Annotated in this window: 20 protein-coding genes and 3 tRNA genes; 9 read left to right on the forward strand and 14 right to left on the reverse strand. The window is 61.5% G+C overall.

Annotated features, from left to right (window positions below; all coding sequences use genetic code 11):
- Positions 1-27 precede the first annotated feature (27 nt).
- Genes hemW through rph form a run of 3 tightly spaced genes read right to left on the reverse strand, consistent with a single transcriptional unit; the run spans position 28 to position 2,634 of the window.
- Complete coding sequence (hemW, locus tag RW095_RS22925; RefSeq protein ID WP_317021289.1) at positions 28-1,257, reverse strand: radical SAM family heme chaperone HemW; 1,230 nt, start codon at positions 1,255-1,257, stop codon at positions 28-30.
- Complete coding sequence (gene rdgB, locus RW095_RS22930) at positions 1,254-1,901, reverse strand: RdgB/HAM1 family non-canonical purine NTP pyrophosphatase (protein ID WP_317021290.1); 648 nt, start codon at positions 1,899-1,901, stop codon at positions 1,254-1,256. Before rdgB ends, hemW begins: the two co-directional genes overlap by 4 nt.
- Complete coding sequence (gene rph / locus RW095_RS22935) at positions 1,894-2,634, reverse strand: ribonuclease PH (RefSeq protein ID WP_317021291.1); 741 nt, start codon at positions 2,632-2,634, stop codon at positions 1,894-1,896. The genes rdgB and rph overlap by 8 nt, the downstream gene beginning before the upstream one ends.
- 222 nt (positions 2,635-2,856) lie before the next feature.
- On the opposite strand from rph, the gene RW095_RS22940 reads away from it, so the two are divergent.
- From RW095_RS22940 to RW095_RS22960, 5 genes are all read left to right on the forward strand, one after another.
- Positions 2,857-3,780, forward strand: coding sequence for a YicC/YloC family endoribonuclease (locus tag RW095_RS22940; protein WP_317021292.1), 924 nt, complete (start codon positions 2,857-2,859; stop codon positions 3,778-3,780).
- Positions 3,781-3,797: 17 nt separating this feature from the next.
- A complete protein-coding gene (gene gmk, locus RW095_RS22945; RefSeq protein ID WP_020069050.1) occupies positions 3,798-4,481 on the forward strand; it encodes a guanylate kinase in 684 nt (227 codons plus the stop codon).
- A gap of 60 nt (positions 4,482-4,541) precedes the next feature.
- Positions 4,542-4,745 carry a DNA-directed RNA polymerase subunit omega gene (gene rpoZ, locus RW095_RS22950; RefSeq protein WP_006025620.1) on the forward strand — a complete coding sequence of 68 codons (204 nt, stop codon included), beginning with the start codon at positions 4,542-4,544 and terminating at the stop codon, positions 4,743-4,745.
- A gap of 111 nt (positions 4,746-4,856) precedes the next feature.
- A complete protein-coding gene (locus tag RW095_RS22955) occupies positions 4,857-7,217 on the forward strand; it encodes a RelA/SpoT family protein (RefSeq protein WP_317021293.1) in 2,361 nt (786 codons plus the stop codon).
- 95 nt (positions 7,218-7,312) lie between these two features.
- Positions 7,313-7,801 (forward strand): phage protein NinX family protein, encoded by a 489-nt coding sequence (locus tag RW095_RS22960; RefSeq protein ID WP_317021294.1) that lies wholly within the window; start codon positions 7,313-7,315, stop codon positions 7,799-7,801.
- A gap of 81 nt (positions 7,802-7,882) precedes the next feature.
- On the opposite strand, the gene RW095_RS22965 is transcribed toward RW095_RS22960, so the two are convergent.
- Positions 7,883-7,959 (reverse strand) — tRNA-Arg (locus RW095_RS22965).
- Positions 7,960-8,038: 79 nt separating this feature from the next.
- Positions 8,039-8,115, reverse strand: a tRNA-Arg gene (locus tag RW095_RS22970).
- Between the two features lie 120 nt (positions 8,116-8,235).
- Between RW095_RS22970 and greB the strand changes: the two genes are divergently transcribed.
- Positions 8,236-8,805: a transcription elongation factor GreB gene (gene greB / locus RW095_RS22975; RefSeq protein WP_317021295.1), complete on the forward strand. Its 570-nt coding sequence runs from the start codon at positions 8,236-8,238 to the stop codon at positions 8,803-8,805.
- 101 nt (positions 8,806-8,906) lie between these two features.
- Here the strand turns inward: greB and RW095_RS22980 are convergent, their stop codons facing one another.
- Complete coding sequence (locus RW095_RS22980) at positions 8,907-10,052, reverse strand: porin (RefSeq protein ID WP_317021296.1); 1,146 nt, start codon at positions 10,050-10,052, stop codon at positions 8,907-8,909.
- 538 nt (positions 10,053-10,590) lie between these two features.
- The gene (locus tag RW095_RS22985) at positions 10,591-10,839 is read right to left on the reverse strand and encodes a hypothetical protein (protein WP_317021297.1); all 249 of its coding nucleotides are present in this window, start codon (positions 10,837-10,839) and stop codon (positions 10,591-10,593) included.
- A gap of 584 nt (positions 10,840-11,423) precedes the next feature.
- Here RW095_RS22985 and RW095_RS22990 point away from each other — a divergent pair.
- The gene (locus RW095_RS22990) at positions 11,424-12,575 is read left to right on the forward strand and encodes an exonuclease domain-containing protein (protein ID WP_317021298.1); all 1,152 of its coding nucleotides are present in this window, start codon (positions 11,424-11,426) and stop codon (positions 12,573-12,575) included.
- Between the two features lie 107 nt (positions 12,576-12,682).
- On the opposite strand, the gene RW095_RS22995 is transcribed toward RW095_RS22990, so the two are convergent.
- Both RW095_RS22995 and RW095_RS23000 read right to left on the reverse strand, forming a co-directional pair.
- Positions 12,683-13,279: a chorismate mutase gene (locus RW095_RS22995; RefSeq protein WP_317021299.1), complete on the reverse strand. Its 597-nt coding sequence runs from the start codon at positions 13,277-13,279 to the stop codon at positions 12,683-12,685.
- A gap of 284 nt (positions 13,280-13,563) precedes the next feature.
- Entirely contained in the window at positions 13,564-13,713 is a 150-nt protein-coding gene (locus tag RW095_RS23000; protein ID WP_317021300.1) for a hypothetical protein, read from the reverse strand.
- Positions 13,714-14,390: 677 nt separating this feature from the next.
- Between RW095_RS23000 and RW095_RS23005 the strand changes: the two genes are divergently transcribed.
- On the forward strand, positions 14,391-14,603 hold the full coding sequence (locus tag RW095_RS23005; protein WP_317021301.1) for a hypothetical protein: 213 nt from the start codon (positions 14,391-14,393) through the stop codon (positions 14,601-14,603).
- A 69-nt stretch (positions 14,604-14,672) separates the two neighbouring features.
- Here RW095_RS23005 and RW095_RS23010 read toward each other — a convergent pair.
- From RW095_RS23010 to pepN, 5 genes are all read right to left on the reverse strand, one after another.
- Positions 14,673-14,748: transfer RNA gene (locus RW095_RS23010), tRNA-Thr, on the reverse strand.
- Between the two features lie 54 nt (positions 14,749-14,802).
- Entirely contained in the window at positions 14,803-15,819 is a 1,017-nt protein-coding gene (locus RW095_RS23015) for a class 1 fructose-bisphosphatase (protein ID WP_128587754.1), read from the reverse strand.
- Between the two features lie 131 nt (positions 15,820-15,950).
- A complete protein-coding gene (locus tag RW095_RS23020; RefSeq protein WP_317021302.1) occupies positions 15,951-16,406 on the reverse strand; it encodes a HigA family addiction module antitoxin in 456 nt (151 codons plus the stop codon).
- Between the two features lie 16 nt (positions 16,407-16,422).
- Positions 16,423-16,704: a type II toxin-antitoxin system RelE/ParE family toxin gene (locus tag RW095_RS23025; protein ID WP_317021303.1), complete on the reverse strand. Its 282-nt coding sequence runs from the start codon at positions 16,702-16,704 to the stop codon at positions 16,423-16,425.
- Between the two features lie 198 nt (positions 16,705-16,902).
- A complete protein-coding gene (gene pepN, locus RW095_RS23030) occupies positions 16,903-19,608 on the reverse strand; it encodes an aminopeptidase N (protein ID WP_317021304.1) in 2,706 nt (901 codons plus the stop codon).
- A 227-nt stretch (positions 19,609-19,835) separates the two neighbouring features.
- Here pepN and RW095_RS23035 point away from each other — a divergent pair, with 227 nt between their 5' ends.
- Positions 19,836-20,555 (forward strand): DUF4136 domain-containing protein, encoded by a 720-nt coding sequence (locus RW095_RS23035; protein ID WP_317021305.1) that lies wholly within the window; start codon positions 19,836-19,838, stop codon positions 20,553-20,555.
- Positions 20,556-20,594 lie beyond the last annotated feature (39 nt).

Below are 20,594 nucleotides of genomic sequence, written 5' to 3' on the forward strand. Positions count from 1 at the left end.
TCTGTGCGGCGCTCTCTTCATCTGCATTCACTGCGGATCTTTCAGAAACAACGCCTGTAGATCGTTGAGGAACGCTTGTCCAAGCGGCGTGGGCGCAATCTTTTCGTGGTCGCGTGTAATCAGCTTGCGGCGTTCCGCCTCCTGCAAAGCCGGCTCGATAGATGTCATCGACAAACCCGTGCGTTCGATAAACCGATGCACCGGAAAGCCTTCGACCAGTCGCAGCGCGTTCAGCATGAACTCGAACGGCAGGTCGCGCGGTCCGACTTCGTGTTCTTCCTGCACCGCCGCGCCGGCCTTGGCCTTCTCGATGAACGTGGCCGGATGCTTGTAGCGCGCCTGACGCAACACACGATTCGGGAACGACAGCTTCGTGTGCGCGCCGGCGCCAATGCCGAGATAGTCGCCAAAACGCCAGTAGTTCAGGTTGTGCTTGCTCTGCCGATGCGGCTTGGCATACGCGGACACTTCGTAGCGCTCATATCCCGCCGCCGACGTGCGTTCGTGAATCCAGTCGTGCATGTCGGCGGAGGCATCGTCGTCCGGCAGCACCGGCGGGAATTTCGCAAACAACGTGTTCGGTTCGAGCGTCAGGTGATACAGCGAGAGATGCGGCGGCGCGAACGACAACGCAGTCTCGACATCGGCCTGGCATTCGGCAAGCGTCTGCTGCGGAAGCGCGAACATCAGATCGAGATTGAAATTGTCGAACGTCGTGGCGGCCACTTCCACCGCATGGCGCGCTTGCGTCGAATCGTGGATCCGGCCGAGCGCCTTCAGATGCGCCTCGTTGAAACTCTGTATGCCCACCGACAACCGGTTCACGCCGCTCGCGCGAAACTGCGCGAACTTCGCCGCTTCGAACGTGCCGGGATTGGCCTCGAGGGTGATCTCCGCATCGGCGTCGAGCGGCAGCAGTGCTCGCACGTCCGACAGCATGCGGTCGAGTCCAGCCGCAGACAGCAAGCTCGGCGTACCGCCCCCTATGAACACCGTATGCACCTGCCGTCCCCACACGAGTGGCAAAGCCATCTCGAGATCGGCACGCAATGCGTCGAGATACTCGTTCTCGGGGAAGCTGTGGCCTTTCCATTCGTGCGAGTTGAAATCGCAGTACGGACACTTGCGCACGCACCACGGAAAATGCACGTACAACGAGAGCGGCGGCAGCGACGTCAGACGGATGCTGCCCGGCGACGTGAATGCCTTGATCACGCCATTGCCGACATCGGCGGGCGTCGACTTGATCGGAATCACGCTTCCTCCGTTAGACGCGCAAGCAGTTGGCGCAACGCAATCGCGCGATGACTGCTGGCGTTCTTCACCGCCGGCTCGAGCTCCGCGGCGCTCGCGTTCAGCGACGGCAAAAAGAAGTACGGGTCGTAACCGAAGCCATGCGAGCCGCGCGGCGCATCGAGAATCTCGCCGTGCCAGCGGCCTTCGGCGATCAGCGGCTCGGGATCGTCCGCGTGACGCACCAGTGCCAGCACGCAGTAGTAGTACGCGCGCCGATCGCTCTCGCCTTGTAACGCCGAGACGAGCCGCGCGTTGTTCGCCGCATCGCTCTTCTCGCCGCCGGCCAGTTGCGCGTAGCGCGCCGAATGCACGCCCGGCGCGCCGCGCAACGCGCGCACGCACAGACCGGAGTCGTCGGCGAGGGCCGGCAGCCCGGTGAGCCTGGCCGCATGCCGTGCCTTGGTAAGCGCGTTTTCGACGAACGTGGGATGCGGTTCTTCCGCTTCCGGCACCCCCAGTTCGCCTTGCGCAATCAACTCGATGCCGGCCGCTCCAAGCAGCGCCGCGAACTCGCGCAGCTTGCCCGCGTTATTCGACGCCAGCACGACCTTGTTCAACGGCGATCCCGATAGTGGTGCGCCATTGCCTTCACGAACCTCACTCACCTCTGTACTCCAATGCTTCTTTCTGTTTCGCGATCAACGTGGCGATGCCGTCGCTCGCGAGATCCATCAGCGCGTTCATTTCATCGCGCGAAAAAGGCACGCCCTCCGCGGTGCCCTGAATTTCGACGAAGCCGCCCGCGCCCGTCATTACCACGTTCATGTCGGTGTCGCATTGCGAGTCTTCGTCGTAATCCAGATCGAGCACCGGCACGCCGTCGTACACGCCAACCGAAATCGCCGCGACGTAATCGGCAATCGGCGAACTTTCGATGCGCCCCGCGGCCAGCAGTTTGTTCGCCGCGTCATGCGCGGCGACAAAGGCGCCGGTGATACTCGCCGTGCGTGTGCCGCCGTCGGCCTGGATCACGTCGCAGTCGATATGCAGCGTGCGCGCGCCGAGCTTCTCGAGATCGAACACCGAGCGCAGCGCGCGGCCGATCAGACGCTGGATTTCCTGCGTGCGACCGGTCTGCTTGCCGCGCGCGGCCTCGCGGTCGCTGCGCGTATGCGTGGCGCGCGGCAACATGCCGTATTCGGCGGTAAGCCAGCCCTGGCCGCGATCGCGCAGGAACGACGGCACCGTCTCCGCGATGCTCGCCGTGCAGATCACCTTGGTGTCGCCGAATTCGACCAGCACCGAACCCTCCGCATGCTTCGTGTAGTGGCGCGTGATGCGCACGTCGCGCAGCTGATTGGCGAGACGGCCGCTAGGGCGTTGAGTGGTGTCGGTCATGTCGGATTGGGTCGGGAAGGAAGCAGGAAGGGAAAGCACGATTTTACAGCCGATCCGCACAGGCATGCGCCCCGGCGGCGTGCCGCGTCGGCCGGGGCTCTCCAAGGGGTCCCATCGCCAAAAATGGGATAATGCCGTTTCACCGCCTCGCGTCTCGTACACGCCGGGCGATTCGACTCTTCGGCCAGCGTCTCACGCATGGCCACCATCGCGAGAAATACGATGATCTACAGCATGACTGGCTATGCCAGCGCGACACGCGAACTCGTCGCGGCCTCCGGAACGGGCGGCGTAAGCGTGTCGGTCGAATTGCGCACGGTGAACTCGCGCTTTCTCGACCTCAACTTCCGTATGCCCGAGGACGTGCGCGTGTGCGAACCCACGCTGCGCGAAATGCTGATGAACAAGCTGTCGCGCGGCAAGGTGGATATTCGTATCAATCTGCAGCGTAGCGAACAGACGGCAAACGCCGGTTCGATCAATCATGACGCGCTGACGCAGCTTGCGTTGCTGGAGCGCACCGTGCTCGCGACGTTCCCCGAAGCGGGCCGTCTGCGCTCGGGCGAAATTCTGCGCTGGCCCGGCGTGCTCGCCGAGACGGGCGTGGCACCCGAGGTGCTGCGCGACGCAGTGCTCGCGTGCGGCAAGCAGGCCATTGCAGATCTGATCGACGTGCGTGCCCGCGAAGGCGCACAACTGGCCACGATGCTGCTCGCCAACGTGACCGAGATGGAAGCGATCGTCACGAAGATCACGCCGCTCGTGCCGGAGCTGATCACGAAGCATCAGCAAAAGATCGTCGAGCGTCTGCAGGAAGCGCTCGGCATTGCCGCGCCCGATACGGCGGCGACCATCGTCTCGCGCGAAGAGATCAACGAGCGGATTCGCCAGGAAGTGACGATGTACGGTATCCGCATCGACATTACCGAAGAATTGTCGCGCCTCACGGCTCATCTGAACGAAACGCGTCACGTGATCCAGAAGGGCGGCAAGGTCGGCAAGCGGCTCGACTTCATGATGCAGGAACTCAATCGCGAAGCGAACACGCTCGGCTCGAAGGCGGCCGCGAAGGAACTGGCGGATTCGTCGATGACCCTGAAGCTGCTCATCGAACAGATGCGCGAGCAGGTACAGAATCTGGAATAAGGCTGGAGCATCACAACATGACCGATCACCACACACGCGAAAGCGGCGCACCGCGCAACCCGTATGCCGGAGCTTATCCGGGCAACCTGTTCATGGTCGTCGCGCCGTCGGGCGCCGGCAAGTCGACGCTCGTGAACGCGCTGCTCGCCGGCGACGACGCGATCCGTCTGTCGATCTCGTACACGACGCGCCCGCCGCGTCCGAAAGAGCAGGACGGCGAGCACTACCACTTCACGTCCGTCGACGATTTCATGCGGCGTCACGACGAGGGCGAGTTTCTCGAAAGCGCTGAAGTGCACGGCAACTATTACGGCACGTCGCGCGTGTGGATCGAGGAGCAGATGAAGAGCGGCCATGACGTGTTGCTCGAAATCGACTGGCAGGGCGCGCAACAGGTGAAGAAGCAGTTTCACAACGCGGTCGAAATTTTTATCTTGCCGCCGTCGCTCGAAGCGCTCGAAGAGCGTCTGAAAAAGCGCGGTCAGGACGAGCCGAACGTGATCACGCGGCGGCTCCTCGCTGCAGGCAGCGAGATGGCGCACGCGGCCGAAGCGGAGTATGTGGTGATCAACGAGAACTTCGATCGCGCGCTCGGCGAACTGCAGTGTCTAGTGGCCGCTACGCGTTCGCGCTTCGCCTCGCAATACGCGCGTCATACGCAGCTTTTCGTGCAGCTCGGCATTCACCTTCCGCACCCCTGAGCGCGGCGGCGATTCGAGCACATAAGGTAGAATAAGCAACATACTGAGAAGGAACTCAACATGGCCCGCATTACCGTCGAAGACTGTCTGAAACAGATCCCGAACCGTTTCGAACTCGCGCTCGCCGCAACGTATCGCGCGCGTCAGCTCGCTCAAGGCCACACGCCGAAGATCGAAAGCCGTGACAAGCCCACGGTCGTCGCGCTGCGCGAAATCGCGGCCGGCCAGGTCGGCGTCGAAATGCTGAAGAAGGTGCCGGTTTAAGGCGCACTGTTTCTGTTTTCGGTTGGCAAGCATTTTTGCCATAGCTTTTGCCTCACCTGATTGCATCAACGTGCAGACCGGCGTCAACTCTCAACCGCTACGGAGGCGACCATGAGTACCACCCCGCCCACCGCCACGGAAGCGGAGCATGACGCCGACTCGCCTTCGTCTGCACGGAAGTACATCGACGCGGTCCTCGAACAGTCGTTTCGCCATCTGTTCGGGCCGACCGCCACGCCGGAGCAACCGCGCCGGCATGACGTCGTATCCATTGCCAAGCTGACGTCCGCGTTGTCCGGCTATCTGCAGCCGGAAGAGATCAAAGACGTCAAGGCGGCCTTCCATTTCAGCGACGAAGCCCACCTCGGCCAATATCGCCAGAGCGGCGAGCCCTACATCACGCACCCGGTTGCCGTCGCGGAAATCTGCGCCGGCTGGAACCTCGACGGCCAGGCAATCATGGCCGCGTTGCTCCACGACGTGATGGAAGACCAGGGCGTGACCAAGGCCGAGCTCGCCGAGCGTTTCGGCGCGAAGGTCGCGGAACTGGTCGACGGTTTGTCGAAGCTCGACAAGATGGAGTTTCGCAATCGCGAGGAAGCGCAGGCGGAAAACTTCCGCAAGATGCTGCTCGCCATGGCGCGCGACGTCCGCGTGATCCTCGTGAAGCTCGCCGACCGGCTGCACAACATGCGCACGCTCGGCGCGGTGCCGCCCGAAAAGCGTCGTCGCGTGGCGCGTGAAACGCTGGACATCTATGCGCCGATTGCGCACCGGCTCGGCTTGAACAATACGTATCGCGAGCTACAGGACCTGAGCTTCGCGAACTTCAATCCGCATCGGTACGCCACGCTTGAGAAAGCCGTGAAGGCGGCGCGCGGCAACCGGCGGGAAGTGGTCGGCAAGATTCTGGAATCGGTGCAGCGCGCGATCGCCGACGCGAAGATCGACGCGGAAGTCACCGGTCGCGAGAAAACCATCTTCAGCATCTACAAGAAGATGCGCGACAAGCAGTTGTCCTTCTCGCAAGTGCTGGACGTGTACGGCTTCCGTGTGGTGGTCGACAGCGCGCTCGAATGCTATACCTGCATCGGCGCATTGCATGCGCTCTACAAGCCGGTGCCGGGTAAGTTCAAGGACTACATCGCGATTCCGAAGGTGAACGGCTATCAGTCGTTGCACACTACGCTCGTCGGTCCGTTCGGCGCGCCGATCGAGTTTCAGGTGCGCACCCGCAAGATGCACGAGATCGCCGAAGCCGGCGTGGCGGCGCACTGGCTGTACAAGAACGGCAGTGCGGATCTGAACGATGTGCAAAAGCGCGCGCATCAGTGGCTTAAGTCGCTGCTCGACATTCAGAGCGAAGCCGGCGACTCGAGCGAATTCCTCGAGCACGTAAAGATCGACCTTTTCCCGGATGCGGTCTACGTGTTCACGCCGAAGTCGAAGATCATGGCGCTGCCGCGCGGTGCCACGGCGCTCGACTTCGCGTATTCGATCCACAGCGACCTGGGCAACCAGTGCGTCGCGGTGAAGATCAATAACGAACTGCTCCCGCTGCGCACCGAGTTGAAGAGCGGCGATATCGTCGAAGTCATCACGGCGCCGTATTCGAAGCCGAACCCCGCGTGGCTCGGTTTCGTGCGCACCGGCAAGGCCCGTTCCGCGATCCGCCATTATCTGAAGACGATGCGCCTGAACGAGTCGGTTCAGCTTGGCGAGCGTCTGGTCGATCAGGCTTTGAAGGGCTACGGCCTTGCGCTGTCGGACGTAACGCCCGAAGCGTGGGAAAAGCTCGTGCAGTGGACGGGCAACAAAAATGGCCAGGAAATTTTCGCCGACATCGGTCTTGGCCGGCGCGTCGCGGCGGTCATGGCCAAGCGCATCGAAGTGTTGATGAGCGGCCGCGATGCCGACGACGACGGTTCGCGTTCCGATTCCGGGTCGACGCCACATGCGCCGCCGGTCGTGATTACCGGCACCGAGGGCATGTCGGTGCAGTTGTCCGCATGCTGCCGTCCGATTCCGGGCGACGACATCATGGGCTATATCGGCATTGGCCTCGGCATGGCCATCCACACTACCGACTGCCGCGTCGCGCAGCGAATCCACCGGCGCGATCCCGGCCGCTGGATCGACGTGGCGTGGGCGCCGCAACCGGGGCGTCTGTTCGACGTCGCGGTCAAGGTGCTGGTCAAGAATACGAAGGGCGTGTTCGCCCGCGTGGCCGCCGACATTACCTCGGCAGACGCGAACATCGTGCATATCGCGATGGACGAAGACCTGTCGCAAGAATCCACGATTCTGCGCTTCGTGATCCAGGTCAGCGACCGCGTTCATCTGGCCAACGTCATGCGCCGCGTGCGCACGAATCCCGACGTGATGCGCATTGCGCGTGAGCGGCCGAGCGACGACGGCCATCATCGGCATGACGGCGGCATGCGAATCGACCGCGAGCGGGCCGATTACTGAGCTTTGCCGCTCATCGGGCGAAGAAGCGCCGTTTCGTTGCGTCGGAACGCCGGCGCCACTCGCGAGTCTCACCTGAAAACTCAGGGAGAACGCAGATGAAAGTAGCTGACCTCGAAGGCCTCGCACTGGATTATTGGGTGGCCCGCAGCCTGCACGATTTTGTGCGCGAAATTCACTTTACCGACAGCGGCGAGACCGTCGCGATTCGCGGTAATGACCGCGGCCGTCCGTGGGATGGCCGTTTCACACCTACCACCTCATGGGACGCCGCTGCGGCAGTGATGGAGCGCGCGCGTCGGCTTGAAATGCGCGAGCGCAGCGAGGAGGGCCCTGCGCACTGCGTGGCGGAATTCGAAGGCGGGCGCGGCGAGGCGGAGGGACGCGGGGACTCGTTGCGCGTGGCGCTGCTGCGGGCGTTCGTGGAAAGCCGGTTTGGCGATAGCGTGGGCGAGATGCTGCACGAGTCGCAGATGCTGGTGGGCGACACGGCGCGCCGCATTGCCGAAGCTACCGCTGGCGATACGTTCGAAGAGGTGCCGAGTCCCGACGGCCACATCGGTGATATTCAGTCTCCGCCGCGCTAAGGCTGCGCTCCTGAATTTGCGGTGTGCCGAAAGCGACTGCACAAAAACAAAGGGCCTTCCAACTGGAAGGCCCTCTAGAGGTGGTGCGGCTGGCAGGATTCGAACCCACGACCCCTTGGTTCGTAGCCAAGTACTCTATCCAACTGAGCTACAGCCGCACGCGAAACGGGTGATGCACTACTGCACTAAAACTGGGTAAAACATAAGGGCCTCCCCGGAGGGAGGCCCTCGAATAAGTGGTGCGGCTGGCAGGATTCGAACCCACGACCCCTTGGTTCGTAGCCAAGTACTCTATCCAACTGAGCTACAGCCGCACGCAGAAACGAGATTATAGCAAAGGTTTCAAAAAAAGGAAGCGTGTAACTGCGATTTGTCTCATTGTCATGATCGTGTACCCTAGTGAAGCAGTCGTTTGCTGCAGCTTATGGATCATCATGAACAAGGCCTTTGTCAAAGAGTCGAGCGAAGATAATGACGACGATCTCGACGTCGCCCAGCCGGATATCCCCGCGGGAACCAAGAACTACATCACGCCTGCCGGCTACCGCCGCATGCGCGATGAACTGCTGCATCTGATCGACGTCGACCGGCCGGAGGTCGTCAAGCTCGTGTCATGGGCTGCGTCGAATGGCGACCGCTCCGAGAACGGCGATTACATTTACGGCAAGCGCCGCCTGCGCGAGATAGATCGGCGCATCCGCTTTCTGACCAAGCGTCTGGACCTCGCCGAGGTTGTCGACAGCAGCAAGCAGGAGAACGTCGATCAGGTCTTTTTCGGGGCGACTGTCGAATATGCGACAGAGGACGGCGAGGAACACAGCGTGACGATTGTCGGCATCGACGAGGTCGATCTCGATATCGAACACGTAAGCTGGATCTCGCCGATCGCGCGGGCGTTGCTGAAGGCGAAGGTCGGCGACACAGTGACGTTGTACACGCCGGCTGGGCCGCAGCCGATCGACATAATCGACGTCAAATATCCGCCTCCGGATAGTGGCGGCTAGTCTCTTACCGCGCGCGAATTTGCCTGCGCGAAGCGTGTGTTGAGGCAATAAAAAAGGCGCCGCGAACGGCGCCTTCCATGCTGCGGGTCCTGCCCGCCGCGTCAGAAGCGGTGACGCAGACCTGCCGTGACCGCAACCTGCTTGTTGTTGCTCGAAGCACCCAGGCCGTTGATGTCGGCGCCAACGATGGCGCCCTCGTTGACCTGTTGGTATTCGCCCTGCAGATAAACATCCGTGCGCTTGGACAGTGCGTAGGCCGTTTGCAGATTGAACTGGTTCCAGTGCGGACGGGTGCCCGAAAGGCTCGCACGCGTGTACGTGTACGAACCGGCAATGCTGACAGCCGGCGTCAAAGCGTAACGAGCGTTTGCTTCGTAGTTCTGGAAGTGCGCGCTGTTGTTCGGGAGGCCGATGCCGGCGGGTTGGCCCGATGCACCTGCGCCGATGCCGACGAGACCCGACAGATTCGTCTGCGAATAGACGAGGCCGACGGTTGCCGGACCAAACGCGTAGCTGGCGCCTGCGCCCCACGTCTGCTGACGGCGAGCGAAGAACGTGTTGTCGCTGGACACGGCACCACCGGCGTTGAACGCCGCAGACGCGCCGTTCGCGCCGTTGCTGTTCAGTTGCAAATACGCTGCGCCGACGTTCAGGCCGCCCCAGTTGTACGACGCGCCCGCGCTGTAGGCGCGGTTGTTTGCGAAGCCGTCAGCCTGGTTCGAGAAGCCATACATGCCGCCGAACTTGAAGCCGCCGTAGTTCGTGCTCGTGTATTTGACCGAGTTGTTGACACGGAACGAGTTGTTCAGGTTGTCGTTGTCGAACGGATGGGCGAACTGCGTGCCGCCGTATTGCGTGCCGGTTAGCGCGAGCGGGCCAACGTAATCGACCATGCTGTCATATTGACGGCCGAGCGTTACGGCGCCGAACTGGGTGCTCGACAGGCCAACGAATGCCTGGCGGCCGAACTCGCGACCGCCTTGTTTCAGCGAACCGTCATTGATGCCGAAGCCGTTTTCCAACGTGAAGATTGCCTTCAGGCCGCCACCGAGGTCTTCAGCACCGCGCAAGCCCCAGCGGCTACCGTTCACCGAACCGCTCGTCTGTTGCCAGTTGCTGTGGCCGTGCTGGTTGTTGGTGTAGGTAATGCCGGCGTCGATCAAGCCGTACAAGGTGACGCTGCTTTGAGCGTGCGCCGCAGTTGCAAAAACGCCCGTGAGGGCCGCGACCATGAGAGTCTTTTTCATCTTGTTACTCCGAAAGCGAGAGTGAGCGGTGAATCGTGCTTCGGAACCCTCCACGCGGGCGCTGCGAGAGGCGTATCCGTGTCAAGGTGCGCTTAAAGATAGAGCGCTGATTTCCGGTTACGCAAAGTGTAGAGAGAGGCTCGAATCAATGGACGTTTCGATTCTCGCAATAAAGTATTACTTGATTCGAAACGATGGAAGAATTCCGCGAAAGCCTTGCCGGTCAACGGTTCCAGGCATGCCAGCAACGATGAGAACAAGTGAATGCCTAATGGCGTTGCGAAATTGCGACGCTAATTCGATGCGAAAAAACAACGAAACTGAATTGGAAGGCTATTGTTGTCGTTCTAGCAACAGACGATTGTATTTTGTGTGAATAATAGATTTGGGATTAAACGGTATACTGAAATCTCTGCTTTCCGAAGCGGACTTTTTCGTTGACGAAAAAGATCTCCAAAGCTTTGTCGGCGCGACTTCCCAGTCGCGCTTTTTTTTCGTCCGCGGATCGACGCGTTAGCGTTGCAGCGTCAGTTGACGATCAGTGCGCAGATGCAGTGCGGTCCGCATTCCACTCGTTCGCCGTGGTCGCAGTCCAGTCTTCCATGACGTAGTGGCGCGCGTCCATTGGTGAGGACAGGAGGTTCTGCCAGTGGTCGCCGTGCCACATCGGGTCGAACTCCAGCGCCGATGGTCGACCTGGCTTGGGTTGAGTGGGCGAGGCGGCTGGCGATTGTGCTAGAAGGGGGATCAGCTTGGAAAGGATTCGGCGGATTTCACAGAACTGCATGGCAATCTCCTGAGACGCATTACTGCAAATGCTCGATTCATGATGCGTTTCGGCAGGTCGGCGAACAACTCGTAGAAACACTTACCAATGTGGCGAAGCGTTACAGGCGCGGGCGGCGGAAAATATTTCCTTCCTTACGGTTTAGCGATTATCGGTTTTGGGTAAAGTTGACGGAGGAGCGAAAAAATTGACATAAGTAATACGAACGATTAATCCAAATATCAATTCGTTAAGCGCACAAGAAACATCTGTGACCAAAGCTTTAATTAAGTTCGCGGCTTCACTAATCGAAGTGGATGGTGACAATCGCTTGTGCACTTCTTCCAAAGGCGCGCCACTAAGCTGAAAAGCGCTCAACCTCGTTTAGCGAATGTGGTTTGACACCGCACGGCGAGGCTGAAAGGCAAGCAAGCGGCGAACGTTCAGCCGTTGTAGGGAGCGACTGCCACTGGGCAAGATGGGGCACGGTCGGCGCTAAAACCCTTCGCCGACGGAGGCTGGACCGCGCGGTGGTCACGCCCACGGGTCAGCGGCGGCCAACTAGTGCATACTTGCCGCAAAGTCACGCGTCCAAGCATTCCTTCATGTCTGAACAGTTTTTGCCCGAACCGGCCCTCAAAGATCCGATCGTCTTCGTCGATCTGGAAACCACCGGCGGCTCGACTAACGAGCACCGCATTACCGAAGTCGGCGTCGTCGAAGTAGGGCCGGCCGGCGTCACGCGCTGGAGCAGCCTCGTCGATCCGCAGCAACCGATCCCGTCGTTCATCCAGCAGCTCACCGGCATCACGAACGCAATGGTGCGCGGTGCGCCGACGTTCGACGCCATCGCGCCCGAACTGTTTGCGCGACTCAACGGCAAACTGTTCGTCGCCCATAACGCCAGCTTCGACCGAGGGTTTTTGCGCGGCGAATTCCGCCGCGTCGGCCTGTCATTCGACCCGGACGTGCTGTGCACCGTGCGCCTGTCGCGCGCGCTGTTCCCGTCCGAAAAGCGCCACGGGCTCGACGCCCTGGTCGAGCGGCACTCGCTGGTGCCGTCCGACCGGCATCGCGCGCTTGCCGACGCCGATCTGGTCTGGCAATTCTGGCAGCGGCTTCACGGCCTCGTGCCGCTAGACGTTCTGCGCGCGCATATCGAGCGCACTACGCGGCGCTATCGGCTGGCAGGCGACATCACGGAAGATCTGCTTGAGACCGCGCCTGCTGGATGCGGTGTCTATGCATTCTATGGAGACGACGATGTGCCGCTGTACGTCGGGCGCAGCGTGCGTGTCCGTCAGCGGCTTCGTGCGCATCTGACAGGCGAGCGGCGTTCGTCGAAAGATATTCGGCTGGCGCAGCAGGTGAGGCGCGTAGAGTGGCGCGCCACCGGCGGCGAGTTGGGTGCGATGCTCGCCGAGGCGCAGTGGATCGCGACGCTGCGGCCGGGGCATAACCGCGTGCCGCGCGTCACGAAGAGCGATCCCGCGGGCGCGCCGTGGCCGTTCCAGGGGCCTGTCGTTTTCGAGGAGCATGAAGAAGCGTCGCAGGCGCGCGCTTTCCATGTCGTCGACCAATGGTGTTACATCGGCCATGCTCCGTCGTTGGCCCAGGCGACCGAACTGCATGCAGCCAGTCTGACCGGCGGATTCGAAGCGTCAACCTACAAGATTCTTCAGAGCCACCTCGCGCGCGGGTTGAGGATGATGCCGCTGAGCGTGCTGGGCGCCGTGCCTGTCGCAGGCGTCGTTTGATCGCGCTCGCCTGATTGCGCGGCCGTTATGCGCGACCAGGCGAGATTTCCTCATTCCTCGCGACGCAACATTCCTCTTTGCGCCCGCGTCTTGCGTCTACCGCACCGTCAGCCGGTTGCGCCGACGCCACCGCTTTCGCACACGTGTCCAAGCGCGCGAGTCAATGCCGCTGAGCGCGTGGAATCGTAGCGAGTCAGAGACTTCCAGTTAGCCAGCGATTGCGCGACGCGCGACGGACAATCCGGCGCCGCGCGCAGCGGTTGCACGCGAGCGAGGCCGGCGACGAGCGATTGCGTCAGGCGATCCAGTTGCGGACGCGTGCTCGTTGCCAGGTCGGGAGCCGGTTCCTGCGGCGGCTGCGTTGCACGCCAGCTTGCAAAGAGCGCGTTCTGCACGTCTTTGCTCGCGTCGATCTGATCCTGGAAGAACGCGCGCGCGAACGCCGGATCGACGTTGGCGGCTGCCGCTCGTTTCTCCACATCTGCAAGCAACGCCTGCTCGCGCGGCGTGTCGGTGATTGCCTGGTGATTGGCCCACTTCCAGCGCGCCACCGGTTCTGCGAGCGCGAGTCGCTGCGACGCGAGCGCGATCAGATTGGTGAGCGCCGTATCGTCGCCGTCGGCGAGGGCAGAAGTAGGGGCAAACGAGAGTGATGCGAAAAGCGCAAGCGCGCATGGCGCGGCAAAGCGAAACAGGCGATTCATAAGCTGGACGATGGCCGGGCGGCCGCGAAAGGAAACCTGAAGAATAGACGATGCGTCACTGCGTGAGTGTTCTCGCCGGCATCTAGACCGGTGCCGCCGCCCGTTGCGGCAAGACAGTCCAGTTCACGCGAGCACAGGCGGGCGCAGGCTCGAGTGCGAGCGCCGACGGCAGACAGCGCTAGTCTGCCTGGTTAGAGCGTGATCCAAGGATATTAACGAACCGCGCGCAGCCGCGACTCGTGCAGTAAGCACAAGGACCGCTACCGTGTCGCGCTACCGCACAATTACTTTGCGTCGTACGACTTACGTTGTTCGTCGAAAAAGGCGCGGACGTGCTCCGGCAGTCCAGCCCCCAGAAACTCGACGCCGACAGGTTCCGGATCCGGGCTAAAGACTTTATCCGGGGTCGGGATCTTCGGTGTTTTCGCATCCATGATCATTCTCCTTTACAAACCAATTATCGGCCTCGTGCCCCGTTTCGCACCAGTGTCCGATTAGCATCACACCTTCTTTGTTGCTTTAACGGCACAGCGCACCATTTCAGCAGAGCTTCTGTTCAAATTTATAGGTTCGCTTGCGTTGTTCTTCTGCGGTCTTGCGTACAGTTCCGGCATCCATTGTTCTGCGAAATCGTGGTGAGCCTTGTCGGACGGGCCGTTGTGGCAGTGGGCAGCCCCCTTCGCGTAATCGGTCTTCAGTTTGTTGCGGGTATTCCCCGACTGGCGCTGAACTTGTGCATCGCCGCATCGGAATAATCTGCCCGGTAAAAAGCGAACGTTCGTTTATTGCCGATCGGACATTATTCGGTTGCGAACATCGGATTACTTTGTAAACGATTGGTTTGTCACGTCGTTGACGACTGACCAAAGTTTTCAGCGCATTTGCGTGAAAGGCTGGTTCACGCGCGCGAGTGCTTCAGGCAATCTCGTGCTGCCGTCATCAACGTTGCGCACTTGGCGGCAAAACATCGTCTTGTTAATGACGAACCCGGCCGCGCCAACATCGGCTCTATGATGAAAGTGGCTGTTATCCGCAGGCCACAGTGCGGTGGACAACCGACACCCGGCCGCGAACGCGGAAGATGGTTGTCTTCGCCTTCAGAGGGTTAGTCATGGAAAACGCTGTGTACTGGAATGGACGCCAGGTCGGCATCGAATGCGACGGCCGCATCTCGTGGTTTCCGTCAGCGCCGCAGGAGGCAGTCGCTGCGTACGGCGACGCCAAGCGCGCGGAAAACGACAAGGCCGTTCGGATGAGCGATCCGGTCGTCGCGCGCAACCTCGGCACTGTCGCGCACTTCGATAGACCTGAGTTGCGCGGCTAGGGATTGCAAGAGGTCGACGAAAAGCAAAAAGCCCAGTCGCAATGACTGGGCTTTTTGCTTGAATCTTGATGGTGCCGGAAAGAGGAATCGAACCCCCGACCTTCGCATTACGAATGCGCTGCTCTACCGTCTGAGCTATTCCGGCATCAGGAGAAACGAGATTATAGGGACTTCTTTATTGGCTTGGCAAGCCCTCGAATCACTTTTTTGTTTCGAGATGGTAGCGGGTCACGCGGTCCACTTCGTTCTTCGAGCCGAGGAACACCGCAACGCGCTCATGCAAGCTCTTAGGCTGAATGTCGAGAATGCGCTTTTCGCCGTTGGTTGCAGCGCCGCCCGCCTGTTCGACGATAAACGCCATGGGGTTCGCTTCGTACATTAGCCGCAGCTTGCCGGGCTTGTCCGGCGTGCGCTTGTCGGCCGGATACATGAAGATGCCGCCGCGATTCAGGATACGGTGCACGTCTGCCACCATCGACGCGATCCAGCGCATGTTGAAGTCGCTCTGACGCGGGCCGTCTTTACCCTGCTTGAGTTCCCCGATGTACTGCTCGACCGGCGGATACCAGTGACGCTCGTTCGACGCATTGATTGCATACTCGCGCGTTTCGACAGGAATGCGCATGTCGCTTTGCGTGAGCACCCACGAACCGAGTTCGCGGTCGAGCGTGAAGCAGTTCACGCCATTGCCGGTGGTGAGCACCAGCACGGTTTGCGGCCCATACACCGCATAACCGGCAGCGACCTGTTCTGTGCCTGGCTGCAGGAACGACTGTTCGGTGGGCTGCTGGCCGTCGGGGCAGCGGAGCACCGAAAAGATCGTGCCGATAGAAACGTTCACGTCGATGTTCGATGAGCCGTCGAGCGGATCGAACACGAGCAGATACTCGCCCTTCGGATAGTTCGCGGGGATAGGGAAGAACTGCTCCATTTCCTCCGACGCCATGCCCGCCAGGTTGCCGCCCCATTCGTTGGCTTCGAGCAGGATTTCGTTCGACAGTATGTCGAGCTTCTTCTGCACTTCACCCTGGACGTTCTCGCTGCCCGCCGTGCCAAGCGCGTCGCCCAACGCGCCTTTGCTGACGTGATAGCTGATCGCCTTGCATGCGCGCGCGACAACTTCGATCAAAAGCCGCAGGTCGGCCGGCAGGTTATTGGTTTCCCGCTGCTGCTCGATCAGGTACTTCGTGAGAGTGGTACGACGTTGCAAGGCCATTGCTGTACTCCAGGAGGCTTGAGGAATATCCCGATTTTAACCGCTTGGTGTGTCCGCTCCGTGCTTTTGACATCGGAGCGCGCGTGCAATGGCGCGCAATCGGCAAGAGCGGCCCTGCATGAACAAGCCGATCAGCCTTTGCGCCGGGCCCTGCCGCCCGTCGCGCTGCCGCTCACGCTTGCTGCGAGCGCCGCAGCCCGAGCGTGTTCCGCCGATACCTTGGGCAGCTTCGGGCGGTCGGCCTTGGGCATGGGTTCTATCTCGCGTTCGATCTGCTCGCCCGCCGCCGCCGTGGCAACGCGCAGGTCGTATGCGATTTGCAGATTGAGCCAGAACTGCGCGCTCGCGCCGAAATAGCGCGCGAGGCGCAGTGCGGTGTCCGCTGAGATTGCGCGCTTACCGCGGACCACGTCGTTGATACGCGGCGCCGGTACGCGCAACGCGAGCGCAAGCGCGTTGACCGACATGCCGAGCGGTTCGAGAAATTCGCTGCGCAGAATCTCGCCAGGATGGATCTCCTCGATGCTGTCTCCCGCGTCGATGTCGGAGAAATCGATACTGTCCAGATCGGAGCGTTTGATGACCATGCCGGTCTCCCAATAATCAGTGATAGTCGACAATCTCAACATTCAGCGCCTCGCCTTCGATAAAGTGAAAACAGATGCGCCACTGCGCATTGATCCGGATGCTCCATTGCCCGCTGCGTTGGCCTTGCAATGCTTCGAGCCGGTTGCCGGGCGGCGTGTGCAAGCTGTTGATGCAGTCCGCAGCGTCGATCATCAGCAACTTGCGGTACGCAAGCGCCTGGATATGACGTGGCAGCGTATGTACAAACTTGCCATGAAAGATTCTCGCCGTAGCCTTGTCGCCAAATGTCGTGATCATGGGATCATATATCGCTGCTCGTTAAACGTAAACCGTTAAATGAATGCGTTTACTTTCACCCCTCGGGCCGCGAACGAACAGTCAGCCAGACGGCTAATGTCCATGCGAGCTTCTGCCCCAAAGTCGTCCGAAAAAAGGCGAAAAAAAGCCGGCAACGTGTGCCGGCTTTTCGAAACGGAGGACCGCGTCAGAAATGCGTCATGCGAGCGCCTTCTCAACGATCTCACGTACGTCGCGCGATTTGACCTGCGACGCCACTTTCTCCAGCGCCGCGCGCATGCCTTCGCGCAACGTCGGCGTGAACCGGCGCCACAATTCGAGCGAGCGCGCGAGGCGGGCGGCCACTTGCGGGTTGATCGCGTCGAGCGCGATGACCTGGTCCGCCCAGAACGCGTAACCCGAGCCGTCTTCGGCGTGGAATTGCGCAGGGTTAGCCGCGCAGAAGCTGAAAATCAGCGAGCGCGCGCGGTTCGGATTTTTCAGATTGAAGGCTGGGTGCGTCATCAGCTTGCGTACGACGTCGATCACCGGACGCTGCGCGCTGCCGCGCTGCGTGGCCTGCAAAGCGAACCACTTGTCGATGACGAGCGGCTCCTTCTCGAAGCGCCGGTAGAAGTCGTCGAGGGCATGCTGCGCTTCGGCGCTGCCGCCATTCGCCGCCGATGCATTGAGCAGCACGGACAGCGCCGCCGCGCGGTCCGTCATGTTGTTCGCCGCGTCGTATTGCGCGGACGCGAGCCGCACGGTTTCCGCCGGATCGTCGAGCTCCGTGAGATAAGACAATGCCAGGTTCTTCAACGCACGGTGGCCTGCCGCCGCCGGCGTCGCTTCATATGGGCCGGGCGTGCGATGTTGCTCGTAGATCTTGAGCCAGTCGTCCTTGAGTGCATTGGCAAGACGCTTGCGCACGAATTGCCGCGCCGCGTGCACGGCCGCCGGATTGGATTCTGCCATCTGCTCGGCCAGATACGCTTCGGACGGCAGCATCAATGCAAGTTCACGGAAGGCCGGCGAAAGCGATTCGTCCGTGAGTACGCGTGCGAACGCGGCGGCCACCGAGTCGTCGAGCTGCAGTTCCGCACCGCTTGCGGCCCGTCCGGCTAGCGTCAGCAACTCACGCGTGGCGAGCCGTTGACCGGCTTCCCAGCGGTTGAACGGATCGCTGTCGTGCGCGAGGAGGAACGCCAGTTGGTCCGCCGAGTAATCGTATTCGACGATCACCGGTGCCGAGAAATTTCGCAGCAGCGACGGCAACGGTTCCTGCTCAACATTGACGAACGTGAAGGTCTGTTCGGTCTGGGTGAATTCGAGCACGCGCGTGGTGGAGTCCGAAGCCTGCGCCTCGCTCTCCAGTTGCAACGGCAAGTCCTTTCCATCTTTGCCGATCAGGCCGATCGCGAACGGAATCAGCAGCGGGCCTTTTTGCGTTTCGCGCGCGGCCGGCGCGGCTTCGCCATAACCTTGCGCGAGCGTAACGCTGTAGCGCTGCTGCGCGGCGTCGTAACGCGTGCGCACCGACACGCGCGGCGTGCCCGCCTGGCTGTACCAGCGCTCGAACTGCGCGAGATCGCGGCCGTTCGCGTCGGCGAGCGCGTGACGGAAGTCGTCGCAGGTCACGGCCTGGCCGTCGTGCCGCTTGAAATACAGGTCCATGCCCTTGCGAAAACCTTCGCGGCCGAACAGCGTCTGATACATCCGCACGACTTCGGAGCCCTTTTCGTAGACCGTCATCGTGTAGAAGTTATTGATCTCGACGTAGCTTTCCGGGCGCACCGGGTGGGCCATCGGCCCCGCGTCTTCGGCGAACTGCATCTGGCGCAGCACGCGCACGTCTTCGATGCGCTTGGTGGCGCGCGCGGCTTCGTCACTGCCGTCGGTCTCGCCGCCGGCCATGTCGGCCGAAAATTCCTGATCGCGAAATACCGTCAGGCCTTCCTTGAGGCTCAGCTGGAACCAGTCGCGGCAGGTCACGCGATTGCCGGTCCAGTTGTGGAAATACTCGTGGCCGACTACCGCCTCGATGTTCGCGAAGTCGGTGTCGGTCGCCGTCTCGGGGTTCGCCAGCACATACTTCGTGTTGAAGATGTTGAGCCCCTTGTTCTCCATCGCGCCCATGTTGAAGTCGCTCACGGCGACGATCATGAAGCGGTCCAGATCCAGTTCGAGCCCGAAGCGCTCTTCGTCCCAGCGGATCGAGTGGATCAGCGAATCCATTGCATGACGGGTCTTGTCGAGATCGTGCGGCTCGACCCATACCTGCAGCAGCTTTTCCTTGCCCGAACCCGTCTTTACGCGCTCTTCCAGCGCGACCAGCTTGCCCGCGACGAGCGCGAACAGATAGCTCGGCTTTCTGAACGGATCTTCCCAGCGAGCGAAATGGCGGCCGTCCGGCAGATCGCCTTCTTCGAGCAGATTGCCGTTGGACAGCAGCACGGGATAGTCGGCCTTGCTGGCTCGCAGCGTAACCGTGTAAGTGGCCATGACGTCCGGCCTGTCGAGGAAGTAGGTGATGCGGCGAAAGCCCTCCGCCTCGCACTGCGTAAAGAAATTCCCGCTCGACACATACAGGCCGGAAAGCGTGGTGTTCGCGGCCGGATTGCAGATGCTCGTGAGCGTGAGCTCGAAGTTCTCCGGCACGTTGTCGAGCACCAGGCCATGTTCGTGCGCATGCGCGTTGGCGAACGGCTGGCCGTCGAGCGTGGCGCTGACGAATTCAAGTTGTTCGCCCATTAGCTCCAGATGCGCGGCGCGCGACGCGTCCGGATTGCGGCGCACGCGCATCGTGTTCTTCACGACCGTGCGCTCCGGCAGCAAGTCGAATTCGAGCGCGACGGTGTCGATCAGGAAAGCGGGCGGCGCATAATCGGCGCGGCGGATCACATTGGGCGTTGCGGTATCGGCCATGGCGTTCTGTAGTGATGGACTCGAGCGGCCGGCGCACGAAGGCGCGTGAGCCGGGCTTGTCGAGCCATTGTACAAAGCCTCGGCGAATCGTGCGGAGCGACTTTCTGCCATTCCCATCGCAGCGCAAGGCCGGCGCACACGGCGCGGGACCCGGAACGGTGGGACCTGGCCTACGGTCTACGTACAATACAAACACGAGCCGACCCAAACGCTTCACGAGGTAGACCATGAAAACGAACCGATGGGCGCGCCGCGCCATGCTGCTGCTGGCGGCGCTGACCGTGCTGCTGTCCGGCTGCACGACTTATGTGACGACGCAGGTCACCGCGTTCTCCGACTGGAGCGGCGGCGACGCGACGCGCACCTACGCATTCGCGCGCGAACCGGACCAGCGAAACAATCTCGAACTGACCACGTACGAGCACATCGTCGCCAACGAACTGGCCACGCACGCGTTTCGTCAGGTGGACAGCGCGCAGGCGCGCTATCTTGTCGGACTCGCCTATGGAATTCGCTCGGACGTGGTGACAGTGGCCGAGCCGGTCTATTACAACCCGTGGCCGGCGCCTTATTGGGGGTGGGGGCGCCCGTACGATCCGTGGGGGCCATGGGGACCGTTCCCCGCCGGATACGTGAACCAGAGCTATCCGGTCTTCACGCATCTGCTCGGTGTGCGGATCACCGAGCGCGCGACCGGCAAAGAGGTCTACAACGTGACCGCGCGCAACTCGGGCGGCGAGTCGTCGCTGGTGAGGGCCATGCCGTACCTGGCTCGCAGCGCGCTCGCTGATTTCCCGCTCGGCAATGGCGTCGTGCGTACGGTCAAGATTCCGCTTGGCGCGAGCGCAGGCGCTTCCAACGAAACGTCTGTGCCCGCCGCTGCCTCCGCTGCCCCGGCATCGGCAATGGCGCCCGCGGCCGCGTCCGGCGCGAAAGCCGTGCAGTGACAGAACGGTGAGCCCGGCGGCGGCAATCCGGCTGGCGCC

Source organism: Paraburkholderia kirstenboschensis (genome assembly GCF_032806925.1).
GTDB lineage: Bacteria > Pseudomonadota > Gammaproteobacteria > Burkholderiales > Burkholderiaceae > Paraburkholderia > Paraburkholderia kirstenboschensis.

Coding starts and splice junctions, on each gene's coding strand:
- rph (WP_317021291.1), bottom strand. CDS start 2,634: ATGACCGACACCACTCAACGCCCTAGCGGCCGTCTCGCCAATCAGCTG.
- RW095_RS22940 (WP_317021292.1), top strand. CDS start 2,857: ATGATCTACAGCATGACTGGCTATGCCAGCGCGACACGCGAACTCGTC.
- gmk (WP_020069050.1), top strand. CDS start 3,798: ATGACCGATCACCACACACGCGAAAGCGGCGCACCGCGCAACCCGTAT.
- rpoZ (WP_006025620.1), top strand. CDS start 4,542: ATGGCCCGCATTACCGTCGAAGACTGTCTGAAACAGATCCCGAACCGT.
- RW095_RS22955 (WP_317021293.1), top strand. CDS start 4,857: ATGAGTACCACCCCGCCCACCGCCACGGAAGCGGAGCATGACGCCGAC.
- RW095_RS22960 (WP_317021294.1), top strand. CDS start 7,313: ATGAAAGTAGCTGACCTCGAAGGCCTCGCACTGGATTATTGGGTGGCC.
- greB (WP_317021295.1), top strand. CDS start 8,236: ATGAACAAGGCCTTTGTCAAAGAGTCGAGCGAAGATAATGACGACGAT.
- RW095_RS22980 (WP_317021296.1), bottom strand. CDS start 10,052: ATGAAAAAGACTCTCATGGTCGCGGCCCTCACGGGCGTTTTTGCAACT.
- RW095_RS22985 (WP_317021297.1), bottom strand. CDS start 10,839: ATGCAGTTCTGTGAAATCCGCCGAATCCTTTCCAAGCTGATCCCCCTT.
- RW095_RS22990 (WP_317021298.1), top strand. CDS start 11,424: ATGTCTGAACAGTTTTTGCCCGAACCGGCCCTCAAAGATCCGATCGTC.
- RW095_RS22995 (WP_317021299.1), bottom strand. CDS start 13,279: ATGAATCGCCTGTTTCGCTTTGCCGCGCCATGCGCGCTTGCGCTTTTC.
- RW095_RS23000 (WP_317021300.1), bottom strand. CDS start 13,713: ATGGATGCGAAAACACCGAAGATCCCGACCCCGGATAAAGTCTTTAGC.
- RW095_RS23005 (WP_317021301.1), top strand. CDS start 14,391: ATGGAAAACGCTGTGTACTGGAATGGACGCCAGGTCGGCATCGAATGC.
- RW095_RS23015 (WP_128587754.1), bottom strand. CDS start 15,819: ATGGCCTTGCAACGTCGTACCACTCTCACGAAGTACCTGATCGAGCAG.
- RW095_RS23020 (WP_317021302.1), bottom strand. CDS start 16,406: ATGGTCATCAAACGCTCCGATCTGGACAGTATCGATTTCTCCGACATC.
- RW095_RS23025 (WP_317021303.1), bottom strand. CDS start 16,704: ATGATCACGACATTTGGCGACAAGGCTACGGCGAGAATCTTTCATGGC.
- pepN (WP_317021304.1), bottom strand. CDS start 19,608: ATGGCCGATACCGCAACGCCCAATGTGATCCGCCGCGCCGATTATGCG.
- RW095_RS23035 (WP_317021305.1), top strand. CDS start 19,836: ATGAAAACGAACCGATGGGCGCGCCGCGCCATGCTGCTGCTGGCGGCG.